This window comes from Rhizobium sp. BK650 (assembly GCF_014195325.1).
GTDB lineage: Bacteria > Pseudomonadota > Alphaproteobacteria > Rhizobiales > Rhizobiaceae > Rhizobium.
In genome coordinates, this window is sequence record NZ_JACIBK010000006.1 from 21,537 (window position 1) to 43,075 (window position 21,539).

A 21,539-nucleotide genomic window follows, 5' to 3' on the forward strand; every position below is an offset into this window, starting at 1 on the left:
AAGGCAGAAATGACGGCTATGCGACAGTGCGCCGCAGCGCAAATGGTTATAGCGATAGGTGGAAATCCACCCATCGCTTGTCTCTCACCGGTTGGGTGGCAAGACGACTTCGCCCGTTTCTAACAGCGATTTGAGATTGGAGAGAATCTGCGGCCACCCGCCGGAGACGGCGCCGATGAACTTGGAGCCTTCGATCGGTATCGAATGCGTCAGCGTCAGCTTGACCGCCTCGCCAACCGGTTCGAGCTCAATCACGCATTGAGAAAAGCCTTCAGCTTTAAGCTCCGGCTTAAACTGATTATGCCACTTCAGGACAAGCCGCTTGGGTGGATCGAATTCGAGGATTTCGCCGGTATCAGTAACGGTTCCATCTGGATAGCGCATCTGCCAGGCAGAGCCCGCTTTCCAATCGGTATCGAACTGCACTCCGAGCCAGAATTTCTTCATAAATTCCGATGTCGTCAGTGCCGACCAGAGCTGCTCCTGTGTGGTGCGGATATAGGTGACGTAATTGAATGCGCTGCCAGCCATGATGATACTCCCTTTGGCCAAGCGTGATCACACCCTCGCCGGCAGGCAGGACGATTCATTCGCCCTTGTTGCCCTCGAGGCTCTTCTTGAGATCGGAGAGCGCCTCTAGCGCACGACGCTCGAATTTGCTGATCCAGCGATCCGCGATCTCATTGATCGGGACCGGATTGATATAATGCAGCTTCTCGCGCCCATGCCGGCGCGTGGACACGAGGCTTGCTTCCTCGAGAATGCCGAGATGCTTCGTCACTGCCTGACGTGTCATCTCCAGCCCTTCGCACAATTCCCCGAGTGTCTGGCCATTGCGCCCATGCAGGCGATCCAGCAGCCGTCGCCGGCTGCCATCCGCCAGAGCGCGAAAAACCGCATCTTCATCCATATTGATATGGAACCATTTGGTTGCCTTTCGTATTTTATACGCAACCAAATAGTTGCCTGTCAAGATATAAATCGACCTCGGCCCCGAAAGTAGGCCGTCACGGCAGAAAATTTGGGATTCGTCAGAACCTCCGGCGCATCTCGCTGGTCATCTCGACGGATCCAAGTGTGGTGAGCGCGGTCGAGTTTTCCCGAGGCGGTGAAACTTGACACTTGTCAGGCTGACATGTCTGATTGCCGCACCGCAAGGAGACCGCCATGAGCGACGATCAGATTCCCGAAGACAGCAAGCTCACGACCTCCAAGCGCCGTTGGGCGGCAGAAGGAAAATTCCTGACCGGCCGCATCAGCCGCCCGGAAACAGAGCGCCTGCCGCCGGGTCAGCATCTCGTCAAGAACTGGCCCGTCCTCGATCTCGGCCAGCAGCCGGTCATTTCCATCGAGAGCTGGCGGCTGGAGGTTCGAGGTCTCATCGAGACACCGCTCGATCTCAATTGGGCCGCCTTCCAGGCACTGGAACAGAGCACGATGGTCTCCGACATCCATTGTGTCACGACATGGTCTCGATATGACAACAAATGGAAGGGCGTTGCCACCCGCGACCTGCTTGATCTCGCCATGCCGAAGGAGGAAACTGGTTACGTCATGCTGACGAGCTATGACGGCTATACGACCAATCTGCCGCTTTCAGATTTTGCTGCCGAAGACGCCGTCCTCGCCACCGCATGGGAAGGTTTGCCGCTGACCCGCGATCACGGCGGCCCAATGCGCCTCGTCGTACCGCATCTCTATTTCTGGAAAAGCGCCAAATGGCTGCGCCGGATCGATCTGCTGCCAGCGGACAAGGCCGGTTTCTGGGAAAAGAATGGCTACCATATGTACGGCGATCCGTGGCGCGAACAGCGCTACTTCGAGGACTGAATCCGAAAAAGCCGTTTGAGAGCAAAGAACCCTGCCACGAGGGTCACTGCAAATCCCGTGAGCGAGGCCATGCTCGCCGGATGCAGCGGAATTTCGCTCCAGCGCGGTCGCACGATATTGGCCGTGTTGAAACCTTCGCCGCTAAAGCGGCAGGTCACCAGCGAAAGCCCGCGCCTGACCATGTCCACATCAATGTCAGATGCGATCTCGCCTGCGGCAACCGCCTCTCGGGGCATGTCACGCATGGCGAGCAGCACCGCTTTGGTCGCAGCGAGATAGGCATGGGCGCATTCATTGAATGGGCTTTCCTCATCCGTCACACTGCCCGGCATCCGACCCCAGAAACAGTAGGAGTATTGGATTTCGGCATAGTTCAGCATGCGTCGGAAAGGCTCGTTGGTATCCACCGTCCGTGAGGCGAGATTCATGATACGACCGCGATAATCGGAAATGACCGCCATCTCGCCATGCGAGATCTCAGGCACCGGCAAGCCCGCATGACTGCCCTCGCCGCTGCGGCCATGCGCGGATGCGCCGCCTGCGATGAACAGCGAAAGACCTAAGCAGGTGGAATACAACCCGTACTTCATAAGACGCCCCAATGTCCGATGCGGCTGGCCACGAACCTTATGAGAACAGACGCAGCCAACGAAGCCCCTCCGTCATTCTATCGATGGGCCGGGCGAAGTCCGCTCTTCACGCCGAGACGTTTTTCTGCAAGCGCACCAAAGACGAGGCCAAGCACCGACCAGAGGATCACATGCATGCCAAGCGAGGTCGTGCGGAAACGCCACAGCACCATGGCCGAGAAATTTTCCGGCACTTCGTTGATCGGCGGCAAGAGATACTCGACGAGGCCGATGAAGAAGACGAAAAGGACGCCCGCAACAATCGCCCCATTCCACACGCCGTAGCGCACTGCCAGCCTGCGGGCGACTGCGACGGCCGCGGTCAGCGAAGCAATCGAAACGACGATCATCAGGAAGAACAGCTCGGTGCGCGCACCGATCGTATCCGGGCTGCCGACCGCCGGCGGATTCGCCGGATATTTGATTGCCGGAACGATAACGACGGCTAGAAAAGCGGCAGCCGCAACAAGGGCCGAGGTGCCGCGTGCCGAAAGGCTGCTGAGGCGGCCATGCACGAAGGCGAAGACAAGCGCGAACAACCCCCCAATGGCGACGCTGTAAGCCATGATGCCAGTGAAGAGCCCAAGGCCCGCCTGCGTGGCGCGGCTGACAATTTCAGGCTCGGCTGTCGCGCCGCCCGCCTGCGCCGTGGCCTCTTCGAAGGCAATCGCCGCATCGACGAGCGGCTCGCCGAAGAAGCGTGCAAAGGCAAAAACCAGGATGCCAGCAATCACGCCCGCGATCATGCCGCGAAGCAGAAGATTTCCAACCATTTAAGACACTCCCTAAAGCACGTCGCGCAAAACAGTTCAGCAGTTTTGCGATGACGACATGCAGAGCAAAAACCTAAGGCGTATCGAGCGAGTCTGAAAGATCGCGCCGCGCGTTAGTGGCAGGGGAAGCCGAGCAGGTGGCGGCCGTCATGCACGAATTCGTGCACATACATGCCGTTGAAGAGCGCCATCGCACCCTCTTCGGTGCCAACGAAATAAATGGCAATCAGCATCAGTAGGCCGCCGAAGATAGCCCAGGGCAGGATTTCGCCGAGCGGGATCGGTGCGGGGGACGCGACGGGTGTATAAGTGGTGTCAGACATGTATTCCTCCTGGAATGACGCGTTCAGTCGAAAATCTTGCGTGCAGTAGGGTCTGACTTCCAGCGCGAAGAATTTCGACACGCTGGTCACAGTGGCGCGACCGCGCCGGACTTTCACCGGCTTCCAAACCCGCAACGTGACGTTTATATCTGTTCGTCAAAGAAACTGTCAACGAAACTTCATAAGCGGGCGGCAGCCATCCCGCCCTATGTCACTATGTCAGGAGGGCGCGGAATAACGTGACTACTCGCCTCACATGGATCTGCCACGGCGCCACGGCAGCCAATCGCACCGCCTCGTTCCCTGCCGATGAGCCACTGGAGGAGAAGGCGCCGAGCGAAGCTTCTCTGCCTGCGCCAGGAAAAGCAGACCGGGTCTTCGTGAGCCCCGCGCTCCGTACCCGACAGACCGCCGAAATGCTGGGCTTCGAAGCGATCCTTGCTCCTTCTCTGAGGGATTGCGACTACGGCCGCTGGACAGGCAAGCCGCTTACCAGCCTTCACAGCGAAGAGCCTGACAATCTTGCGCTCTGGATGTCCGATCCCGAAGCAGCCCCGCATGAGGGTGAGAGCCTGCAGCAGCTTGGCAAGCGTATTGCGAGCTGGATGAATGAAGAAATGCCTCTCGGTGGCCATATCATCGCGGTCACCCATGCAGCCGTCATCCGCGCCGCGATCCTGAATGTGCTGAAAGCACCGCCTGCCGCGTTCTGGACCATCGATGTCCAGCCGCTTGGCGTGGTACGTATGACGCATGACGGCCGCCGCTGGTCGCTGCGTTTCTGAATATTCCTCGTAAATTAGATCAGCCTTACGCAAGCAAACGCAGTCATACAGATCGAACCCGGAAATCCGGGTCTACGCTCTTCCCCGAGGAGACGAAAAATGACTTATGATTGGAGTGGGGAGCGCACGCGGCGCATTCGCATCGTGCGTGTCGCAACTGTTGTCGCCATTCTCATCGGCGTTATGATCAGTCTTCCGTTGCTGATCAACGTCGCCTGAACTGTCAGAATACGTCAAAGGCGAGCGTGCGATGGCACGCTCGCCTTTCTCCTCATGAAATTCCAGATTAGTGTTGGCTACCCTTGGGTATTGCGGTGTTGGTGATCGAAACCGGATCGCTGGCGGGAAAAGTACCCTCAAGTCCTTCGTCCAGCTGTTCTTCCATCGCCTCCTCGTCACCCCGCGAACGAGCATTTCTCAACGCGGCTGGCCGCTCGTTATCGCCCTCGCGGATCGCCGCCGTGGCGAAGCGGCTCATAACCTCCCTCGCCTTTTCCACTGCATTCAGCCGGTTCAACTGCTGGCCGCGCTCGTTCTTGATCTGCACGGAGACGACTTCGCCGCCGTCGCCCACAAACTCAACCGTAAAACCGCCTTTGCCGCCATAGGCGGGGATGACCTGGGTACCGACGAGTTGCATGAGATCGTCCTCTCTCGTGATTGCTGTTGCGAAACGGTTTCAGGGCGCATTGGTTCCGCCAGGACGACCGGATGTAGTCAACTTCGGCTCCAGCCTTACATCCACGATGGAAGAACGCTCGCCGCTCTGCACTTCCATGTCCAGCCATCCCGTTGCCAGGGGCGTGCTCGCTTTCGGCGCAAGTGCTACCGGATGCGCGCCACTTTCTCCGACAATTCGCCTTCAGGTTTCAATAAACGCTTCAGACTTTCATGATATTCCCCCCCGTCGGGTGGAGATGGAGAAGCTGATGCCGGAATTCTTCAAGACCAGGGCGGGTAGGCAATGCCTGACGATCTTGGCGCTTGGTACAGCGCTGTGGATTTCATGCGCCCTGCTGAATGTCGATAACTGGCTCATCACCTTCATGGAAAACTTCGGCAATTACGGCGCCGACAAGTTCGTGCTTGCCCTTGGCATCGCCGGCGCGATGAGTTTCATCTATTCCGTCTTACGAATTGCCGATCTGCGCAAGGAGATGCAGCTTCGCGATACAGCCCAGGCGCGGGCGGACTGGATTGCCACCCACGACCACTTGACCAAGCTTCCTAACCGCTATGCCTTCGAACGCAAGATCCTGCCCAAACTTGCCGACAAGGAAGGTAACATTCCAGACGATGCCAGAAACAACGTAACTATCTTCTCCGTCGATCTCGACGGCTTCAAGAAGGTCAACGATCTCGTCGGCCACAAAGGCGGCGACATCCTGCTGATCGAGGTGGCCAAGCGCATCTGTGCACTAGGCAATGCCGATTGCGTCTACCGTTTCGGCGGCGACGAATTCATCATCATCGCCCTTGGCCTCACGGCAGCACGCGAGGAATGGTTTGCCAAAGTGCTCGTCCATGCTGTCACCCGCCCTATCCTGATCGACGGCTTTGCCGTGGAGGTCGGCGCAAGCGTTGGCTACGACCGCTGGAACGAGGGCGAAGAGCCGCTGGAGGATGCTGCCCATCGCGCCGACCTTGCCATGTATGAGGCGAAATCGCGCGGTCCCAATCATCAATTGGTCTTCGAACCGTCCATGCAGGATAAGGTAGCGGAGCGCGCATCGCTGGAGACCAAGCTGCGCCGCGCCATCCAGAACAAGGCCATCAAGACCTACTACCAGCCGCTGATGGATCTCAGGAGCGGCAGGCTTTGCGGCTTCGAGGCGCTGGCTCGCTGGACGGACGAAGACGGCATGAATATTCCACCGCCGGTTTTCATCAGCATCGCAGAAGAAACCGGCATGATTACCGAACTGTTCGAAAACCTTCTGACCGAGGCTTGCAGCGATGCGCTCGCCTGGCCTGATCACGTCAGGCTTTCCTTCAACGTGTCGCCTGTGCAGATGGAAGACAAACTGCTTGCCTCCCGCATTTTCAAGGTGCTTGCGGCAAGTCGCCTGCCCGCCCGACGGCTGGAAGTGGAAATCACCGAAAACGCACTGGTCCAGGATCCGGCGATTGCTGCTCATATTCTCGATGAGCTTCATGAGGCGGGCGTGCAGATCGCGCTCGATGATTTCGGCACGGGCTATTCGAGCCTTGCACAGCTCGCCCGCTACCGTTTCGACAAGATAAAAATCGACAAGAGCTTTATCGCCACCTGCAGGGAAGACGAGAAGCAGGAAAAGATCGTCCGCGCCATGCTTGCGCTCGGAAGAAGTCTTAACATCAAGACGACTGCGGAAGGTGTCGAGGAGCATACCCAACTCGCCTATCTGCTGCAGCTTGGCTGCGACATCGGCCAGGGCTATCTCTTCGGCAAGGCGATGCCCGCCGCAGAGGCGGACATCTTTATCGAAAATCATAATGCCATTCTGGCATCCACGGCCTGAACTGAGCAATTCCAGCAAAAGTGCGAAGCGCTTACGTCCGGAATTACGGGAAACAAAGAATAGGTATTTCCATATTTCAAAGAAAAGCGGAAATGCCTTTAACTAAAAGACCTGGCGCAGGATCACGAACAACAGGAAGGCGATCGCGATCGAGGCCGGCAGCGTCAGCACCCAGGCCGTGAGCATGTTGCGCACGGTGGACCATTGCAGGCCCGAGCCGTTTGCTGACATCGTACCAGCCACACCGGACGACAGCACATGCGTGGTCGAAACCGGCAGGCCGAGATGGTCGGCCGAGGCGATCGTCAGCATGGCGACGACTTCAGCGGCCGCACCCTGCCCATAGGTCAGATGCGTCTTGCCGATCTTCTCGCCCACGGTAACGACGATGCGCTTCCAGCCGACCATCGTGCCAAGACCGAGTGCCAGTGCCACCGCGACCTTCACCCATAACGGAATGAACTTCGTCGCATTATCAACCGCTGCATGATAGCCGGTAACGGCATTGAGGTCATTGGCATCCATGGGCAGCAGCTTCCGCTTGTCGATGAGCTTGAGGGCTTCGCCGATCAGATAGATGTCGTTACGGATGTTACCAACGAGATTGGTGGGAACGGCTTCCAGCGTTGGGAAGCCCGCCACTTCGGCGCTCGTCTGGTGGATATACTGCTGTAGCGCCGGCGTCGTCGCATCCGTCCAGATCTTGTTCTTGACGGCGTTGCCGACTTCCGCCTTGTAGTCGGTGACCGTCACGCCCTGCTTCACATATTTGCCGAGTGCAGTTTCCACCTGCGCCGAAGCCGACTTATAGGCTTCGAGGTAGTTGACGTCGGGCGTACGGTTCAGCGCGAAGGCGGTCGGCACGAGGCCGATCAGGATGAGCATGATGAGACCCATGCCCTTCTGCCCATCATTCGAACCATGGGCAAAGCTGACGCCCGTGCAGGTGAAAATCAGAATGGCGCGGATCCACCACGGCGGAGGCTGGTTGCCCCTCGGCTCCTGATAGAGTTCCGGTTTACGCACGAGGAACTTCAGGACCACGAGCAGGACGGCGGAAAGGCCGAAACCGATGACTGGCGAAATCAGCAGCGAAAGGCCGATATTGGCCGCCTGCGACCAGTCCACGCCACTGGTGGCAGAACCTGCCGGCGCCAGGAACTGATTGGCAAGGCCGACGCCGATGATCGAGCCGACGAGCGTGTGGGAACTGGAGGACGGCAAGCCAAGATACCAGGTGCCCAGGTTCCAAATGATCGCCGCGATCAACAGAGCGAAAACCATGGCGAGGCCTGAACCGGAACCGACCTGAAGGATCAACTCGACCGGCAGCAAGGCCAGAATGCCGAAGGCAACGGCGCCGGTAGACGTTAGAACCCCGAGAAAGTTGAAGAAACCCGACCAGATGACGGCAAATTCCGCCGGCATGGAGCGCGTATAGATGACGGTTGCCACCGCGTTGGCTGTATCGTGGAAACCGTTGACGAACTCGAAGCCGAGCGCAATCAGCAGCGCAAGGCCGAGCAATATCCAGGGAACGGCAACTGCGGCAGTCAGATCACGGGCGAGGGCATAGGCAACATATCCGAGGCCGCAGACCACGACGAGCCCGAAAACCGGCAAAAACCACTTGCCGGTGGAGTTCGAGTGATGCAGCGGATGGGAAACGTCGCCTTGGCTTGGGGCAATGTCAGCCATGGCATAGTTCCTTGTTCCGTTTGCAAATTGCCGTTTGTTAATAAATTCCGAGCGTGAAGCTCTCATGACGCCGCTCCCGCGTAGTACCTCACGGCGCGTCTTTTGGTGACTGAACTAGCAACTAAAAATTGCCGCCTGATACGCACAAGACTTCCCACCCGGCGCGATGACGCTAAGTTCGTATATCGTCACGCTTGCCGGGGAGCATCAAGCAACATGCCGTCGACCGATCTTCTCCTGACCTTCAATGCCGGTTCCTCTACGGTGAAGATCGGCATCTTTGTCATTGAGGATGGCCAAGTGCGGCGCATCGGCAAAGGCATGATCGACTTCCGTTCCGAACCCCTGGCTTTCAAACTGACGGAGGGCCCAAAAACTTTCGATACCCCGCTGAAAGCCAAACTTACCGATGATCTGCACGCCGTTATCGATGAGACGTTCGAACTGCTGTCTGAGCATTTCGATATCGGCGCCGTGCGCGCTGCTGGCCACCGCGTCGTTCACGGCGGCGACCGCTTCACCGAAGCGACGGCGCTCGATGATGCTACGATAGAAGCGATTGACGCGCTTACGCCCTTGGCACCCCTTCACCAACCACAGGCGCTTCGCTTCATCCGCGCGGTGAAGCAGTTGAGACCACATCTTGCCCAGACAGCCTCATTCGATACCGCCTTTCATGCCACGCAAGTCGACCTCGTCCGCCGCTTCGCCATCCCTCGCGCTCTCCACGACGAGGGCATCAAGCGCTACGGCTTTCACGGCCTCTCCTACAAATTCATCGCCGGCGAAGTTCGCCGCAGGCTGTCTAACAAACAGAAGATCGTCGCCGCTCATCTCGGCAGCGGCGCCAGCCTCTGCGCTCTGGAAAACGGCGTCAGCCGCGATTGCAGCATGGGTTTTTCCACGCTCGACGGCATACCCATGGCCACCCGGCCTGGCTGGCTCGACCCTGGTGTGATCATGCATCTGCTGAAGCAAAAGAAGCAATCCGTTGATCAGGTGGAGGACCTGCTCTATCATCGCTCCGGCCTGCTCGGTGTTTCCGGCATCAATGCCGATACCCGCAATCTGCTCGAGAACGACCACCCGGAAGCCCGCGAAGCGCTTGATCTCTTCGCGCTGCGCATTGCAGGCGAGATTGGCCGCATGTCGGTGACGCTCGGCGGGCTCGATGCCATCGTCTTTACGGCCGGCATCGGCGAACATCAGCCAAAGATTCGCGCATTCGTCCTCCGGCACTTGAACTGGCTCGGCCTTGCGGTCGACGAAAACGCGAATGCTGCCAACGGCTTCGCAATCACGACACCTGCAAGCCGCATAGCGGCGCATGTCATTGCCACAGACGAGGAACAGGTCATTGCGCAGGAGGCGCTCCCTATTCTTCGCTCCTGGTGAAGCAGATCAGATCCCCGGTGGCGCCATTAACTAGAATTGACGTTGAACAAGTTTAAAACGGCAAAATCCGTGAAAAGCATGCCTCGATTCCAAAAAATTCTCTTCGAGGCCGAACTTACTCTCATCCACCGTTACTGGCGCGATTCGGGGTCTGAAGGAAAAAACGCCTGAAGTTCTGGGGAGCCTCAGAGCCAAGCTTGTCGAGCATCACGCCTAGGTCCGCCAATAAGGCGAGGATATGACCGAGTGCGCAACTGGAAATTGCCGGCGGCTTGAGATGCCTGACACAAAAGAGCCGCACGAAAACCGTGCGACATTTCCCAGCCGTGAACGGAACAGTTCCAACAGTGGTTTGCGTCTTGAATCGCGTTGCCGGAATAGCGGATCATCGGCCGTTCTGCGTACCGCTCGGCGTGGTTACGCCCGTGGGCCCACCGCCGTTACCGTCAGGTGTCGGATCGCGGTCAGTCGCTTCGGGTGGCTTGATGGAGCCAGTCGCCGGATTGTTGTCGAACGTGCCCGGGCCTGAAGGCTGCGTATTGATTGCGTCGGGCTTTGTCGAGGCGGTCGAAGCCGGATCGGTTGTCGCGCTCGGCCAGATCGCGAAGCTCGCCGCGGCAATCAGGATAACCAAAATGCCGGCTGCGAGTACACCCCAGAGCGAGATGCTGCGCCGCTCATCGGCCAGCACCTTTTCCTCATCAGAGGATGGGTGTCCGAGTGGCATGCCGCTGGCCTCGTCCACGATGGGGTTCTTGTCGTCACCATATTGGGTCATCGCTTGATCCTCCAATCTGTGCAAAAGAAACAAAATCGGCGGAAGGTTGTTCCATCGGTCGCGTTTGCAGGGTTTCGCCGGCGATATGCAACAGGGCATTCTTGATCCTGTTGCATTTCTTCCACATTATCCATGACGCAGAATCGGGAGTGATTCATGGCATTCGACGGCCGCCTGCTTTCCGGCGTCAGCACGCTTGCCGCGGTGGTCGAAAGCGGCAGCTTCGTCAAAGCGGCCGACGCGCTCGGCCTTTCCGCCTCCGGCGTCAGCCGCGCCATATCAAGGCTGGAAGCGCGTGTCGGTGTACGCCTGCTCGACCGCACCACCCGCTCGGTACGGCTGACGGACGAGGGCGCTCGTTTCTACGCGCAGGTTGCTCCCCATCTTGATGGTATCGAGGAAGCCGCAACGCTCGCATCAGGTGCATCGCTGACCGTGCGCGGCCGCTTGCGAGTCGATGTCGATCCGATCTTTTCGCGAATGGTTCTCGCTCCGCATCTGAAAGAGTTCATCGCCCACTACCCGGAGCTGGAACTCGAGTTGATAACCCGCGACCTGATGGGTGACCTCGTGGCCGACGGCATCGATATAGCCATCCGCTTTGGCCAGCAGCCGAGTTCCTCGCGCATCGCTCGCAAGCTGATGGAAACGCGCGTTCTTACCGTGGCAACACCTGCCTATCTCGCCGCGCACGGCGCGCCGAAGACACCTGCCGATATCACTGGCCATTCGTGCATTCAGTTCCGTGATCCGCTGACAGGCCGCACTTTTGAATGGGAACTGCACAGGGGCAAGGAGATCGTGCCGCTCGACGCCCATGGCCCGCTTCTGATGAGCGACCCCGGCACTATGCTCGATGCCTGCCTTGCTGGTGCCGGCATTGCTCAAGTGCTTGCTCTTAGCGTCAAGGACCTGCTTGCCGAAGGACGACTTGTCGAGCTTTATCCGGACTGGCCGGGCGAGACCTTCCCGCTCTATGCTGTCCATCCCTCTCGGCATCACGTGCCGGCCAAGGTCAATGCCTTCATCGGATTCTGTCTAGAACTAATCAGCGATTAGATGACGATTTCCGAAAGTTGGTGACAACTGTCATCCCCATGTTCCGCACCTGACTGAACGTGGGTTATGGAATTCCACAACCGGAAACACCGCCGAGGAAGACCATGAAGCGTTTCGCCGCCAGCCTCACTGCCTCCCGTCTGGAGGAAATGCTTGCCTTCTATATGGTACCGAACGCGGGCAGCCGTGACGAAGCCGACGACAGCCGCGGTGAAGGCGGAGCAGTGTCCGCCAAGACGGCAGATCGCACCCCAGAACGCACGACGCCCCACAAGGTGCTGGCGGAAAACTGATCCTTTACTTGACGACTAGGACTGGAATGCTCGCCTCGGAAAGTACTTCCGATGTCTGGCTGCCGAGCATCAGCCGCGAGATTCCGCGGCGGCCGTGCGAGGAAATAACGATCAGGCCGCAACCCCGCTCCGCCGCCGTTTCCAAAATGGCCGCTGCCGGCGAAACATGCACCTTGCTGACGAAGTCGGCGACGACACCGGCAGCCTTTGCCTTTTCTCCGATGATCTGCCCAAGATCCTCGATCTCTTTTCGCCGCCCCTCGTTATAGCTGTCCATCGCCTCCGCCTGTACGATCCCCTGAAGCGCAAAACTCGTCAGTGGCACGATGACGCTGACGACGGTCACAGGAAGGTTGAGCGCCTTGGCAAGCGCCAGACCATGATCGATACCCCGAGCAGCTAGTTCCGAACCATCGGTAGGTAGCAATATGCGATTGTACATGGGAGACCCGTTCTGCCGGCTGAATTTAAGTAGGGAGGGAGTTCAGCAGTAATCGTAATCCCGCGCTTTGACCCAGGTCAACATCAGGCGAAATCGGGGGCCCTTCTCAGTTCCAGAGGAAATCTTCGCTTTCAATCCGGCTGGCGAGCTTGAGCGTGCCGTCAGGCTGAACAACGTAACGTTCGAACTGCCGACGTCCAAATTCACCGAGAAAAGTGTGCTTCACCACGGTGCCGGGCCTATAGGGCGAGTGGATAACCTTGCCGCCGTAGGTCAGACTGCCGGGGATCGGCTGATCTACCGTCGTCGTACTGCAACCGGCGGCCAAAACAAGCATTGCGACAACAGCATATTTCATCGTGGATCCCCGAATGACGACGCGCCTTCAGGCAAAATTATACCGCCTGCGCGATGAACGCGCACTGATTGTTTTTCTTTCGGGAACAGTGGTAGCGGAGGAGGGATTTGAACCCCCGACACAAGGATTATGATTCCTCTGCTCTGACCTACTGAGCTACTCCGCCACTGGTCAAACGATACCGTTCGCGAAGCGCTGCCGGTTCGTGGGATGTGCGGCTTATAAGGTGCGCTTCCGCTTTGTGTCAAGCACATGATGGAGAAAAACGATGGGCTTTTTACTCCACCGTTTTTCGTCGTTTCAGGCCATGGCGTGGGTGGAAAGCAGCGTCTTCAATGAGGCTTCTGCAGCCGGCTCGCGCTCGGAACGCTCGATGAAGCCGCCGCCGAAGACGCGGGCATCATCGCCGGGTGCCGAATAAAGCGCGCACGCCTGGCCGGGTGCGATACCAGCTTCGCCAACCGTCAGGTCGACATAGATGCCGCTCGCATCGATATGCAGCACCGCAGGCGCCGGCGCGCGAGTAGAGCGCACCTTGGCGTAACAGGCAAAGCCCTCGCCTGACGCTGCGACCTCAAGCGTCTCATCGCCCAGCCAGTTGACGTCGCGCAGATAAACGCGATGCGTTTCCAGCGCTTCCTTAGGGCCGACGATGACGCGGCGCGAGCGGGCGTCGAGATAAACGACATAGAGCGGCTCGCCGGTGGCGACGCCGATCCCGCGCCTCTGGCCGATCGTATAATGCAGGATGCCTTCGTGCTGGCCAAGAATGCGGCCATCGAGATGGACGATATCGCCTGCCAAGGCCGAGTGCGGCTTCAGCTTGGTGATGATGTCGGAATATTTGCCCTGCGGCACGAAACAGATGTCCTGGCTATCGGCCTTCTTGGCAACGACGAGGCCCATATCTTCAGCCAGCCGGCGGGTTTCCGACTTCGGCAGACCACCGAGCGGAAAGCGTAGATAGTCGATCTGCTCCTGCGTCGTCGCAAACAGGAAATAACTCTGGTCACGATCGGCATCGGCCGGGCGATAGAGCGCACGGCGGCCGGGATTGCAGGACGACGGGTTGGGACGCGAGCGGATATAATGGCCGGTCGCCAGCGCATCGGCGCCGAGTTCCTTGGCAGTCGCCAGAAGATCGGCAAATTTGACGGTCTGGTTGCAGGCGACGCAGGGGATCGGCGTTTCGCCGGCGACATAGCTTTCCGCAAAGGGATTGATCACGGTCTCGCGGAAACGCTTCTCGTAATCCAGGACGTAGTGAGGAATGCCGAGCGTTTCGCAGACGCGGCGCGCATCGTCGATATCCTGGCCCGCGCAGCAGGAACCAGCGCGGTGCACGGCGGCACCGTGGTCGTAAAGCTGCAACGTGATGCCCAGCACATCATAGCCCTGGCGTTTGAGAAGGCCGGCCACGACGGAGCTATCGACGCCGCCTGACATGGCGACGACGACGCGGGTGTCTTCCGGCTTCTTGTCAAAATCCAGTGTGTTCACGATTGCTGCCAAATTCTGCGCTGTTTCGGTCCGCCTTCCTGCCTTCGGAATATGGCGGATTTCCTGTGTTTCCGGCGGGATCGTCCGCCAGCCTGCATGGGCGACGGATATAGAAACTATTGCGCCCCTGCGCAAGGCCCGGCATTCCGGCGTTCCCCCGGCGTCATGCGCGGGTCATGCATTGCAGCTATTCGCAATCGACCTTTGATCGGCGGCATTTCATCACGTAGATGAAATGACCCACCTTTTAGAAGATTCGGACAAATGACAGCCGCCTCCACCACGCTTCGTGGCGTCCTCGTCGCATTTGCGGCCTATGCCGTCTTTGCCTTCAGTGATGCGTCCATCAAGGCCCTGCATGGCACAGTTCCTTCCTTCCAGGTCGCCTTCACGGGTGCCGTCCTGAGTGTCGCTGCCCTGCCTTTCATTAAGGGAGGAGGCGATTCATGGCTCGATATTTTCAGGACGACGAACAGACCGCTTTGGATGGCGCGCTTTGCAGCCGGGGCAACAGGCGCAATTGCCTCCATCATCACGTTCACCAAACTGCCGATGGCGGAGGCCTTCTGCCTGCTCTTCTTGCTTCCCTCCTTCGTCACTATCCTCTCGGTAATCTTCTTGAAGGAAGACGTACGCTGGCAGCGCTGGGCCGCTGTCATCGTCGGCTTCCTTGGCGTGCTGGTGGTTCTGCGACCCGGCTTTCGCGAACTGTCCGTCGGCCATCTGGCGGCGACCATTGGTGCAATCTCAGCCGCCATTGCGATCGTCATCCTCCGCAAGCTCGGCCCAGCCGAAAAGCGTCTCTCGCTTTACGGCGCATCACTGCTCGGTACCCTTGTTGTCAGCGGCCTTCTCATGCTGTCGCAGATGGTCGCGCCAAGCCCGCAGCAATGGCTGTTCCTTGCAAGCTACGGCCTGCTCGGTGCCGCCGGTAACGTCATGCTGATGACCGCGGCACGGCTCGCCCCTGCCACGCTGGTTGCAACACCGCAATACAGCCAGATGATCTGGGCGATCGCCTTCGGCTATCTCTTCTTCAACGATAGTGTCGATCTGCCGATGGCGCTCGGCATCGTCCTCATCATCTGCTCGGGCCTGCTCACGCTGATCCGCGAACGCAAGCGCCACGTTCCCTTGCCCGCGGCCGTTGCCTCCGGCGATGCGCAGTCGCCCATCGCCACGACGCCCGCGGATGGCGACGTAGAAACTCCGACGCGCTAAGCTTATTCCACGCCTTGCGTCTGCTCTGAGCAGCGGCTCGCCTATCACCGCCCGCATGCGCTGCTTTCCATCAGCGGCATCAACAGCGAAAGCGGATGCGATAATTGCCAAAGGCATCGTCAGTCAGAACTGCGCCTCCAAGAAACAGGCAGATGTTGCTGGCCCAGGTACCGATCAGTTTATTGCAAATAAGTACTACGCCGGGATTGGCGATGATGGCAGTCCAATCGCTACGCCAATCATCAAAGAAATGATTGAGGCAGTTGTCTAGGCATTGGACCGTCAGCTCTCAAGGCTTTCGATACGATGATCTCAGGCTGAGGCCCTTTCTGACTGCAAGCGCCTTCCACACCGATAGAGGCTACGCGATGCTACGGGCTTCATCCTGTAATCGATGCTAGCATCTAGCCTAGAATAGTTTTGCCTGGGAGATCGTTGGAGGGCCAGCATGTTACTTGGCGTCCCCTTACTTTCCTGCTTCTCACAAGCTGTTGATATCCGAGGGCCTCGGCATCGACTTGCTTGACGACGAAGCGTCGTGGGCCTGCGCCTAAGTATTCCGGGGCAGTCCCAACCCTTTCCTTGAAGGCGAGCGCAGCCTCAAGCACGACGATAGGATTACCCATGAAAATCGCAGTTTTCAGCGCTCATGCCTACGACAAGAATTTCCTGGACGAAGGAAATCGGCGTGAACCGACGCCCTTCGATCTGATTTACCAAGAAGCCAGCCTGTCTTTACAGACAGTAGCCTTTGCGCAGGGCTGTGATGCCATATGCGTCTTCGTCAACGATGTCGTGAATGCACCCGTTCTTGAGGCTTTGTCCAGGCTCGGTGTGAAGGGCGTTTTCCTCCGCTGCGCTGGCTTCAATAATGTCGATATCGATGCCGCCCAAAAGCTTGGTCTCCTCGTCGCGCGCGTGCCTGCCTACGCCCCAGAGGCTGTCGCGGAACACACGGTAGCGCTGATCATGACACTCAATCGACATACGCATCGCGCCTATAACCGCGTTCGAGAAGGTAACTTCATGCTCAACGGCCTGTTAGGTATGACCCTTCACGGAAAGACTGTCGGCGTTATTGGTTTGGGCAAGATCGGACTCGCTGTCGCGAAAATCATGAATGGTTTTGGCTGCCGTGTTCTGGGGTTCGATCCAATGCCATCCCCTGAATTTACAGCCATAGGCGAAATGGTGGATTTGGATAGCTTGCTGGCAAGGTCTGATATCGTCACGCTCCACTGCCCGCTCTTTGAAAACAACCGACACATGATCAACAAAGAGAAACTGGGCTTGATGAAACCCGGCGCAATGCTGATCAATACATCACGCGGGGCACTGATCGATACGCGCGCAGTCATTCTGGCGCTGAAATCTCGCCGCCTGGGCGCTCTCGGTATCGATGTCTACGAAGAGGAAAGTGCGCTTTTCTTTCACGATCGCTCGTCCGATATCATCGATGACGATGTCTTTCAGCGGCTGATGACTTTCCCCAACGTCCTCGTGACAGGGCATCAGGGTTTTTTCACCACCGAAGCCTTACGCGAGATTGCAGACGTCACGTTTCAAAACCTGAATTGCCTGGTCCATGGAACAAGCTGTCCGAATGCCGTACTGAAAGCGTAAGCCCTCCGTCTGACGTCGCATCCGAAATCGAACGAAGCAGGAAAAGCCGATGTGGCAGCAGACATACGATCCGTTAGGGAACCTTCATCTTTCGGCATTGGTTGCCGCCCTTCCTATTCTGTTCTTTCTGCTCGCGCTGACCTTCCTGAAGCTCAAGGGATTGACCGCCGCAATCGCCACACTGGCGATATCGATCATCATGTCTTCCGTTATGTTTCAAATGCCGCTGGAAAAGATACTTGCAGCCGCCGTCTTTGGCATCCTCGGCGGGTTGTGGCCAATCGGCTATATCGTGCTTATGGCAGTCTGGCTTTACCGGCTTGCGGTCAAAAGCGGCAAGTTCGAGATTATCCGGGGAAGCATCGCAACAATTTCGGATGATCAACGCATTCAGGTCATTTTGATTGCCTTTTGCTTTGGTGCGTTCTTAGAAGGAGCTGCCGGATTCGGTGTGCCTATCGCCATCTGCGCTGCGCTGCTCGTGGAACTCGGCTTCAAGCCGATCAAGGCAGCCATGCTCTGCCTGCTGGCAAATGCCGCCAGCGGCGCATACGGCGCGATCGGCATTCCCGTCCTCGTCGGTGCACAGCAAGGCGGAGTCAATCTGGCCGAGATGTCTGCCATGATGATCGCAATCGTCCAACTTTCCACACTGTTCGTGCCGCTATTGCTCATTCTTGTTCTGGATGGCTATCGAGGTGTGAAAGAAACTTGGCCCGTGCTGCTCCTGATCGGCGCTCTGTTCAGCAGCCTTCAGACACTTACGTTGTATTTTGTCGGACCGGAATTGACCGACATCGTGGCGCCACTGGTCTCCATGGGAACGCTGGCATTGTTCATGCTGTTCTGGCAGCCAAAGCGGATTTATCGAGAGGCTGGCGCTCCGCCGTTATCAGCACAGCGGTGGTCGCTGACGGAGGTCATTAAGGCCTGGTCGCCCTTTTACATTTTGACCGGTACCATCCTGTTATGGAGCTTACCGCAATTTAAGGACCTATTTGTCGGCGACGGTCCTCTCGCGGCCACCGTGCTGAAACTGCAAATCCCATTTCTGCACCTCCAGGTCCAGCAAATGCCTCCGATCGCAGATGCGACCAACGAGTTGCCAGCCGTTTGGAACGTTGCTCTGATCAGCGCATCCGGAACAGCAATTTTGGTCGCTGTAATTCTCACCACCTTGTTTTCGTCCAGACTATCGCCTGCGGAAGCATTCAACCAGCTCAGGTCGGTCATTCGTGACCTTTGGAGCCCGCTCGCCATGATCTCTCTCATCATGGCCGTTGCATATATTGCCAACTTCTCCGGAGCATCCTCCAGTATCGGTCTGGGACTAGCTCAAACTGGCAGGGTCTTTCCGCTGATCGCGCCTGTGATCGGCTGGTTTGGCGTGTTCATCACCGGATCCGTCGTCAACAGCAATACGCTTTTTGCTCACTTGCAATCGGTTACGGCATCTCAGATCGGGGCCAGCCAAGCGCTCTTGGTAGCGGCCAACACGAGTGGTGGAGTGATGGCGAAACTAATCTCCCCACAGTCCATAGCCATCGCGGCGGCTGCGGTAGGCCAAGTTGGCCGAGAATCCGACATCATGCGGACGACTTTGCTCTATAGTTTTGGGCTTCTCGTCTATGTCTGCCTTTGGACATTCATCTTGTCATTCTTGGTTTGGTGACAAATACGCATTCGATATAAATCGGGGAGTTTCCGAGGCGGACCTCATATGATGATCTCAGCCTGACGCTTTCTTCAGCTGCCGGCCGTAGATCAATGCCTCCGCCTCGTGCTGCGGCATGGGCCTTCCGAGAAGAAAGCCCTGCACTTCGCCAAAACCTTCGGCGCGCAGTTTCTGCAACTGCTCTTCGGTCTCGATACCCTCGGCGAGCGTGACGGCATTGAAGCCGGAGCCGATGCCGGCTACGGCCCGCACGATGGCCAGATTGCCGGGATCCGTCTCGATACCGGACACGAAGCTGCGGTCGAGCTTAATCTTGTCGAAGGTGAAGGCGCGCAGATAGCTCAGCGACGAATAGCCCGTGCCGAAATCATCGATCGCAATGCGCACACCGAGTTCCTTGAGCGCACGAAGCAGCGGCAGGCTCTGCGCCACATCCGTCAGGAAGACGGATTCGGTGATCTCGATTTCCAGCCGCTCGGAGCGAAGACCCGTCGTGTCGAGCGCTGCGACGACACTTGAAAGCAGGCTCGCATGGCGGAACTGGCTGACGGAAAGATTGACGGCAATCTTCAAATGGTCCGGCCACGGCGCGGCAGCGCGGCAGGCTTCCCGCAAAACCCAGTCGCCGATCGGCACGATGAGCCCCGTCTCCTCGGCAAGCGGAATGAATTCCATCGGTGGAACAAGACCTCGTACCGGATGGCGCCAGCGGATCAGTGCCTCAAACCCGCCGATGCCATCATCCTCGAGCTGGACGATAGGTTGGTAATGTAGCTCGAACTGCCCGTGTTCCAGCGCGTCACGCAGTTCGCCCGTCAGATGATGACGGCGTTCGGCTTCGAGCCGCATCGCGGCCTCATAGAAACGATAGGTCGAGCGGCCGCTTTGCTTGGCGGCGTAGAGTGCGAGGTCTGCATGGCGCATCAGCAAATCGGCCTCGCCGGCGTCGACTGGCGCTAGCGCAATGCCGATACTGCAGGTCACATGCTCCCGGGCTCCGTCGAGATCGAAAGCCCTAGCAAGGGACTTCAGCAAGAGATCGGCAAAGCGCTCTGCCCGATCCGGTTCGGTCTGCTGCAGCACCACCGCAAATTCATCGCCACCCAGACGCGCCACAAGGTCGCCCTCATTGGCAAGCGCCAGCAGGCGTTCCGCCACCTGGCAGAGAAGCGCATCGCCGGCAGCGTGGCCCTTGCTGTCATTGATCGTCTTGAAGTGGTCGACGTCGATGTAGAGCAGCGCTACCGGCTTTTCGATGGAGGCGGTGATAGTCTGCTTACGGATATGTTTGGAGAAGGCGGCGCGGTTCGGCAGGCTCGTGAGTGAGTCATGCATAGCAAGATGCGCAAGCTTCGCCTCCACCGCACGCTCTTCCGTCACGTCATGCGAGATGCCGAGCAGATAGCGCGACGCCTTCCCTTCAGGTGCCGGCAGGGCACGCTTGACGGTGCGAAGGATCCGCTTGCCGCCATCGGCCCGCTCCATCGTCTCCTCGAAACTGATCGTCGCGCCGGCGACAAACGCCCCATGATCCTGCTCGCGAAAGATGGCGGTCTGCTCTGAGGGGAAAAAGTCCCGGTCCAGATGTCCAACCACCTCGCTGGCATGAAATCCCATGATCTCGCCGCAGGCTTCGTTCAGCAGAATGTAGCGGCCTTCGTCGTCCATGTCCTTGACGAAGACACCGACTGGCAGGTTGTCGACGATGCTGTCCAGCAGCGAACGTGTGTCGGTGATTTGACGCTGGGCAGCATTCACCTCTGTGCGATCCTGCACGATAGCCAGGATCGCAGCCCTCCCTTCGAAGCGCACTTCCCGGCCGTAGGTCAGAACTTCGATGGTCTCGCCATTGGCCTTCAGATGCGTCCAACGCTCGGCCTTTTCCATGTCGGTGCGCTCGGAAACGGCGCTGAGCATCCGCGCGCGCTCCGCTGCGGGGCGGATATCGAGCACAGTCATGTCCCGATAATCCTCTGCGCTATAGCCATAAAGCATCAACGCCGCCTCGTTGACGATCAGGAAGCGAAGCGTATCCGGATCGTAGACCCACATTGGAGAAGGGTGGGTCGCGAACAGCGAACGGAAATCATCAACGAAAGCTTCCGATTGCCCGGATATCGTCTGAAACGAGGCCATAGAAATTCACGCGAAATTAGAACCAATATCGACAGTGGTATAGCCGAGAAAGCTAAATAAAATCAAAATCATAAGAGGCCCAAAATTTGTGCGGACGCCCACAAAATAAGCAGCAAAGGTCTCTCAGGCCAAGCTGTTTTCACGGCGCAGCTGCAAATCCCAGGAATTAACCATGCAAGGGGCCGGACGCATACATGATTATCAGATGGAACCAATTCATTTCCAAAGAGTTATTGCCAGCTGAAATGCAACCCATCTGCAGGGAGGCGATGATGGGCACATCCGCAACGACAGATCACGATAAGATCCGACAGTGGCTCGAAGCACGCGGCGGTCATCCGGCTCGGATGAAAAGCGGCCTGGTTGGCGTTGATTTTGGCAGGCAAGAAAATTCTGTCGAGAGCATTTCTTGGGACGAGTTCTTCAGGGTTTTGGACACGAGCAGAGACACTTTCCTGCATCACGACACGAAGGTCGCCCACCACTGACGGCCGGCCACGAGCTACGTAGGCTGGCGCAA

Annotated in this window: 22 protein-coding genes, 1 tRNA gene and 1 riboswitch; of the genes, 10 read left to right on the forward strand and 13 right to left on the reverse strand. The window is 58.0% G+C overall.

Translation table 11 applies throughout. The annotated features are described in order from the left end of the window. Positions 1-84: 84 nt before the first annotated feature. Positions 85-531, reverse strand: a complete 447-nt coding sequence (locus tag FHX15_RS15835; RefSeq protein WP_184398689.1) for an SRPBCC family protein — start codon at positions 529-531, stop codon at positions 85-87. A 55-nt stretch (positions 532-586) separates the two neighbouring features. Continuing rightward, on the reverse strand, positions 587-910 hold the full coding sequence (locus FHX15_RS15840) for a helix-turn-helix transcriptional regulator (protein WP_184398691.1): 324 nt from the start codon (positions 908-910) through the stop codon (positions 587-589). Between the two features lie 257 nt (positions 911-1,167). Here FHX15_RS15840 and FHX15_RS15845 point away from each other — a divergent pair, with 257 nt between their 5' ends. After that, complete coding sequence (locus FHX15_RS15845; protein WP_184398693.1) at positions 1,168-1,830, forward strand: sulfite oxidase-like oxidoreductase; 663 nt, start codon at positions 1,168-1,170, stop codon at positions 1,828-1,830. Here FHX15_RS15845 and FHX15_RS15850 read toward each other — a convergent pair. The 3 genes from FHX15_RS15850 to FHX15_RS15860 form a co-directional block, all read right to left on the reverse strand. Continuing rightward, positions 1,815-2,420 carry a hypothetical protein gene (locus FHX15_RS15850; RefSeq protein ID WP_184398694.1) on the reverse strand — a complete coding sequence of 202 codons (606 nt, stop codon included), beginning with the start codon at positions 2,418-2,420 and terminating at the stop codon, positions 1,815-1,817. The genes FHX15_RS15845 and FHX15_RS15850 overlap by 16 nt on opposite strands. Positions 2,421-2,497: 77 nt before the next feature. Further along, a complete protein-coding gene (locus FHX15_RS15855) occupies positions 2,498-3,232 on the reverse strand; it encodes a CbtA family protein (RefSeq protein WP_184398696.1) in 735 nt (244 codons plus the stop codon). 113 nt (positions 3,233-3,345) lie between these two features. Then, entirely contained in the window at positions 3,346-3,555 is a 210-nt protein-coding gene (locus FHX15_RS15860) for a CbtB domain-containing protein (protein ID WP_184398698.1), read from the reverse strand. Positions 3,556-3,605: 50 nt separating this feature from the next. Beyond that, positions 3,606-3,680, reverse strand: a riboswitch (cobalamin riboswitch). 114 nt (positions 3,681-3,794) lie between these two features. Here FHX15_RS15860 and FHX15_RS15865 point away from each other — a divergent pair. Then, positions 3,795-4,340: a histidine phosphatase family protein gene (locus tag FHX15_RS15865; protein ID WP_184398701.1), complete on the forward strand. Its 546-nt coding sequence runs from the start codon at positions 3,795-3,797 to the stop codon at positions 4,338-4,340. A 286-nt stretch (positions 4,341-4,626) separates the two neighbouring features. On the opposite strand, the gene FHX15_RS15870 is transcribed toward FHX15_RS15865, so the two are convergent. Continuing rightward, a complete protein-coding gene (locus tag FHX15_RS15870; protein WP_184398704.1) occupies positions 4,627-4,980 on the reverse strand; it encodes a hypothetical protein in 354 nt (117 codons plus the stop codon). 289 nt (positions 4,981-5,269) lie between these two features. On the opposite strand from FHX15_RS15870, the gene FHX15_RS15875 reads away from it, so the two are divergent. Further along, the gene (locus FHX15_RS15875) at positions 5,270-6,841 is read left to right on the forward strand and encodes a bifunctional diguanylate cyclase/phosphodiesterase (RefSeq protein WP_184398706.1); all 1,572 of its coding nucleotides are present in this window, start codon (positions 5,270-5,272) and stop codon (positions 6,839-6,841) included. A 102-nt stretch (positions 6,842-6,943) separates the two neighbouring features. On the opposite strand, the gene FHX15_RS15880 is transcribed toward FHX15_RS15875, so the two are convergent. Beyond that, the gene (locus tag FHX15_RS15880) at positions 6,944-8,539 is read right to left on the reverse strand and encodes an inorganic phosphate transporter (RefSeq protein ID WP_184398708.1); all 1,596 of its coding nucleotides are present in this window, start codon (positions 8,537-8,539) and stop codon (positions 6,944-6,946) included. Positions 8,540-8,755: 216 nt separating this feature from the next. Between FHX15_RS15880 and FHX15_RS15885 the strand changes: the two genes are divergently transcribed. Continuing rightward, a complete protein-coding gene (locus FHX15_RS15885) occupies positions 8,756-9,934 on the forward strand; it encodes an acetate/propionate family kinase (RefSeq protein WP_184398710.1) in 1,179 nt (392 codons plus the stop codon). A gap of 385 nt (positions 9,935-10,319) precedes the next feature. Here FHX15_RS15885 and FHX15_RS15890 read toward each other — a convergent pair whose 3' ends face one another. Next, positions 10,320-10,712 (reverse strand): hypothetical protein, encoded by a 393-nt coding sequence (locus FHX15_RS15890; protein WP_246778977.1) that lies wholly within the window; start codon positions 10,710-10,712, stop codon positions 10,320-10,322. A gap of 156 nt (positions 10,713-10,868) precedes the next feature. Here FHX15_RS15890 and FHX15_RS15895 point away from each other — a divergent pair, with 156 nt between their 5' ends. Both FHX15_RS15895 and FHX15_RS15900 read left to right on the forward strand, forming a co-directional pair. Continuing rightward, positions 10,869-11,771: a LysR family transcriptional regulator gene (locus FHX15_RS15895; RefSeq protein ID WP_184398712.1), complete on the forward strand. Its 903-nt coding sequence runs from the start codon at positions 10,869-10,871 to the stop codon at positions 11,769-11,771. 104 nt (positions 11,772-11,875) lie between these two features. Then, a complete protein-coding gene (locus tag FHX15_RS15900) occupies positions 11,876-12,064 on the forward strand; it encodes a hypothetical protein (RefSeq protein ID WP_184398714.1) in 189 nt (62 codons plus the stop codon). A 4-nt stretch (positions 12,065-12,068) separates the two neighbouring features. Here the strand turns inward: FHX15_RS15900 and FHX15_RS15905 are convergent, their stop codons facing one another. The 4 genes from FHX15_RS15905 to mnmA form a co-directional block, all read right to left on the reverse strand. After that, complete coding sequence (locus tag FHX15_RS15905) at positions 12,069-12,506, reverse strand: universal stress protein (protein ID WP_184398716.1); 438 nt, start codon at positions 12,504-12,506, stop codon at positions 12,069-12,071. A gap of 106 nt (positions 12,507-12,612) precedes the next feature. Beyond that, entirely contained in the window at positions 12,613-12,864 is a 252-nt protein-coding gene (locus FHX15_RS15910; protein ID WP_184398718.1) for a hypothetical protein, read from the reverse strand. Between the two features lie 89 nt (positions 12,865-12,953). After that, positions 12,954-13,030 (reverse strand) — tRNA-Met (locus FHX15_RS15915). A gap of 134 nt (positions 13,031-13,164) precedes the next feature. Continuing rightward, entirely contained in the window at positions 13,165-14,364 is a 1,200-nt protein-coding gene (gene mnmA, locus FHX15_RS15920; protein ID WP_184398720.1) for a tRNA 2-thiouridine(34) synthase MnmA, read from the reverse strand. A 264-nt stretch (positions 14,365-14,628) separates the two neighbouring features. Between mnmA and FHX15_RS15925 the strand changes: the two genes are divergently transcribed. From FHX15_RS15925 to FHX15_RS15935, 3 genes are all read left to right on the forward strand, one after another. Next, complete coding sequence (locus FHX15_RS15925) at positions 14,629-15,585, forward strand: DMT family transporter (protein ID WP_184398723.1); 957 nt, start codon at positions 14,629-14,631, stop codon at positions 15,583-15,585. A 624-nt stretch (positions 15,586-16,209) separates the two neighbouring features. Then, entirely contained in the window at positions 16,210-17,208 is a 999-nt protein-coding gene (locus FHX15_RS15930; RefSeq protein WP_184398725.1) for a 2-hydroxyacid dehydrogenase, read from the forward strand. Positions 17,209-17,257: 49 nt separating this feature from the next. Then, positions 17,258-18,880, forward strand: a complete 1,623-nt coding sequence (locus tag FHX15_RS15935) for an L-lactate permease (protein WP_184398727.1) — start codon at positions 17,258-17,260, stop codon at positions 18,878-18,880. A 57-nt stretch (positions 18,881-18,937) separates the two neighbouring features. Here the strand turns inward: FHX15_RS15935 and FHX15_RS15940 are convergent, their stop codons facing one another. Beyond that, positions 18,938-21,019 carry a bifunctional diguanylate cyclase/phosphodiesterase gene (locus FHX15_RS15940; RefSeq protein ID WP_184398729.1) on the reverse strand — a complete coding sequence of 694 codons (2,082 nt, stop codon included), beginning with the start codon at positions 21,017-21,019 and terminating at the stop codon, positions 18,938-18,940. A gap of 194 nt (positions 21,020-21,213) precedes the next feature. Here FHX15_RS15940 and FHX15_RS15945 point away from each other — a divergent pair, with 194 nt between their 5' ends. Further along, entirely contained in the window at positions 21,214-21,507 is a 294-nt protein-coding gene (locus FHX15_RS15945; RefSeq protein ID WP_409527017.1) for a hypothetical protein, read from the forward strand. The last annotated feature ends 32 nt before the right edge of the window (positions 21,508-21,539 follow it).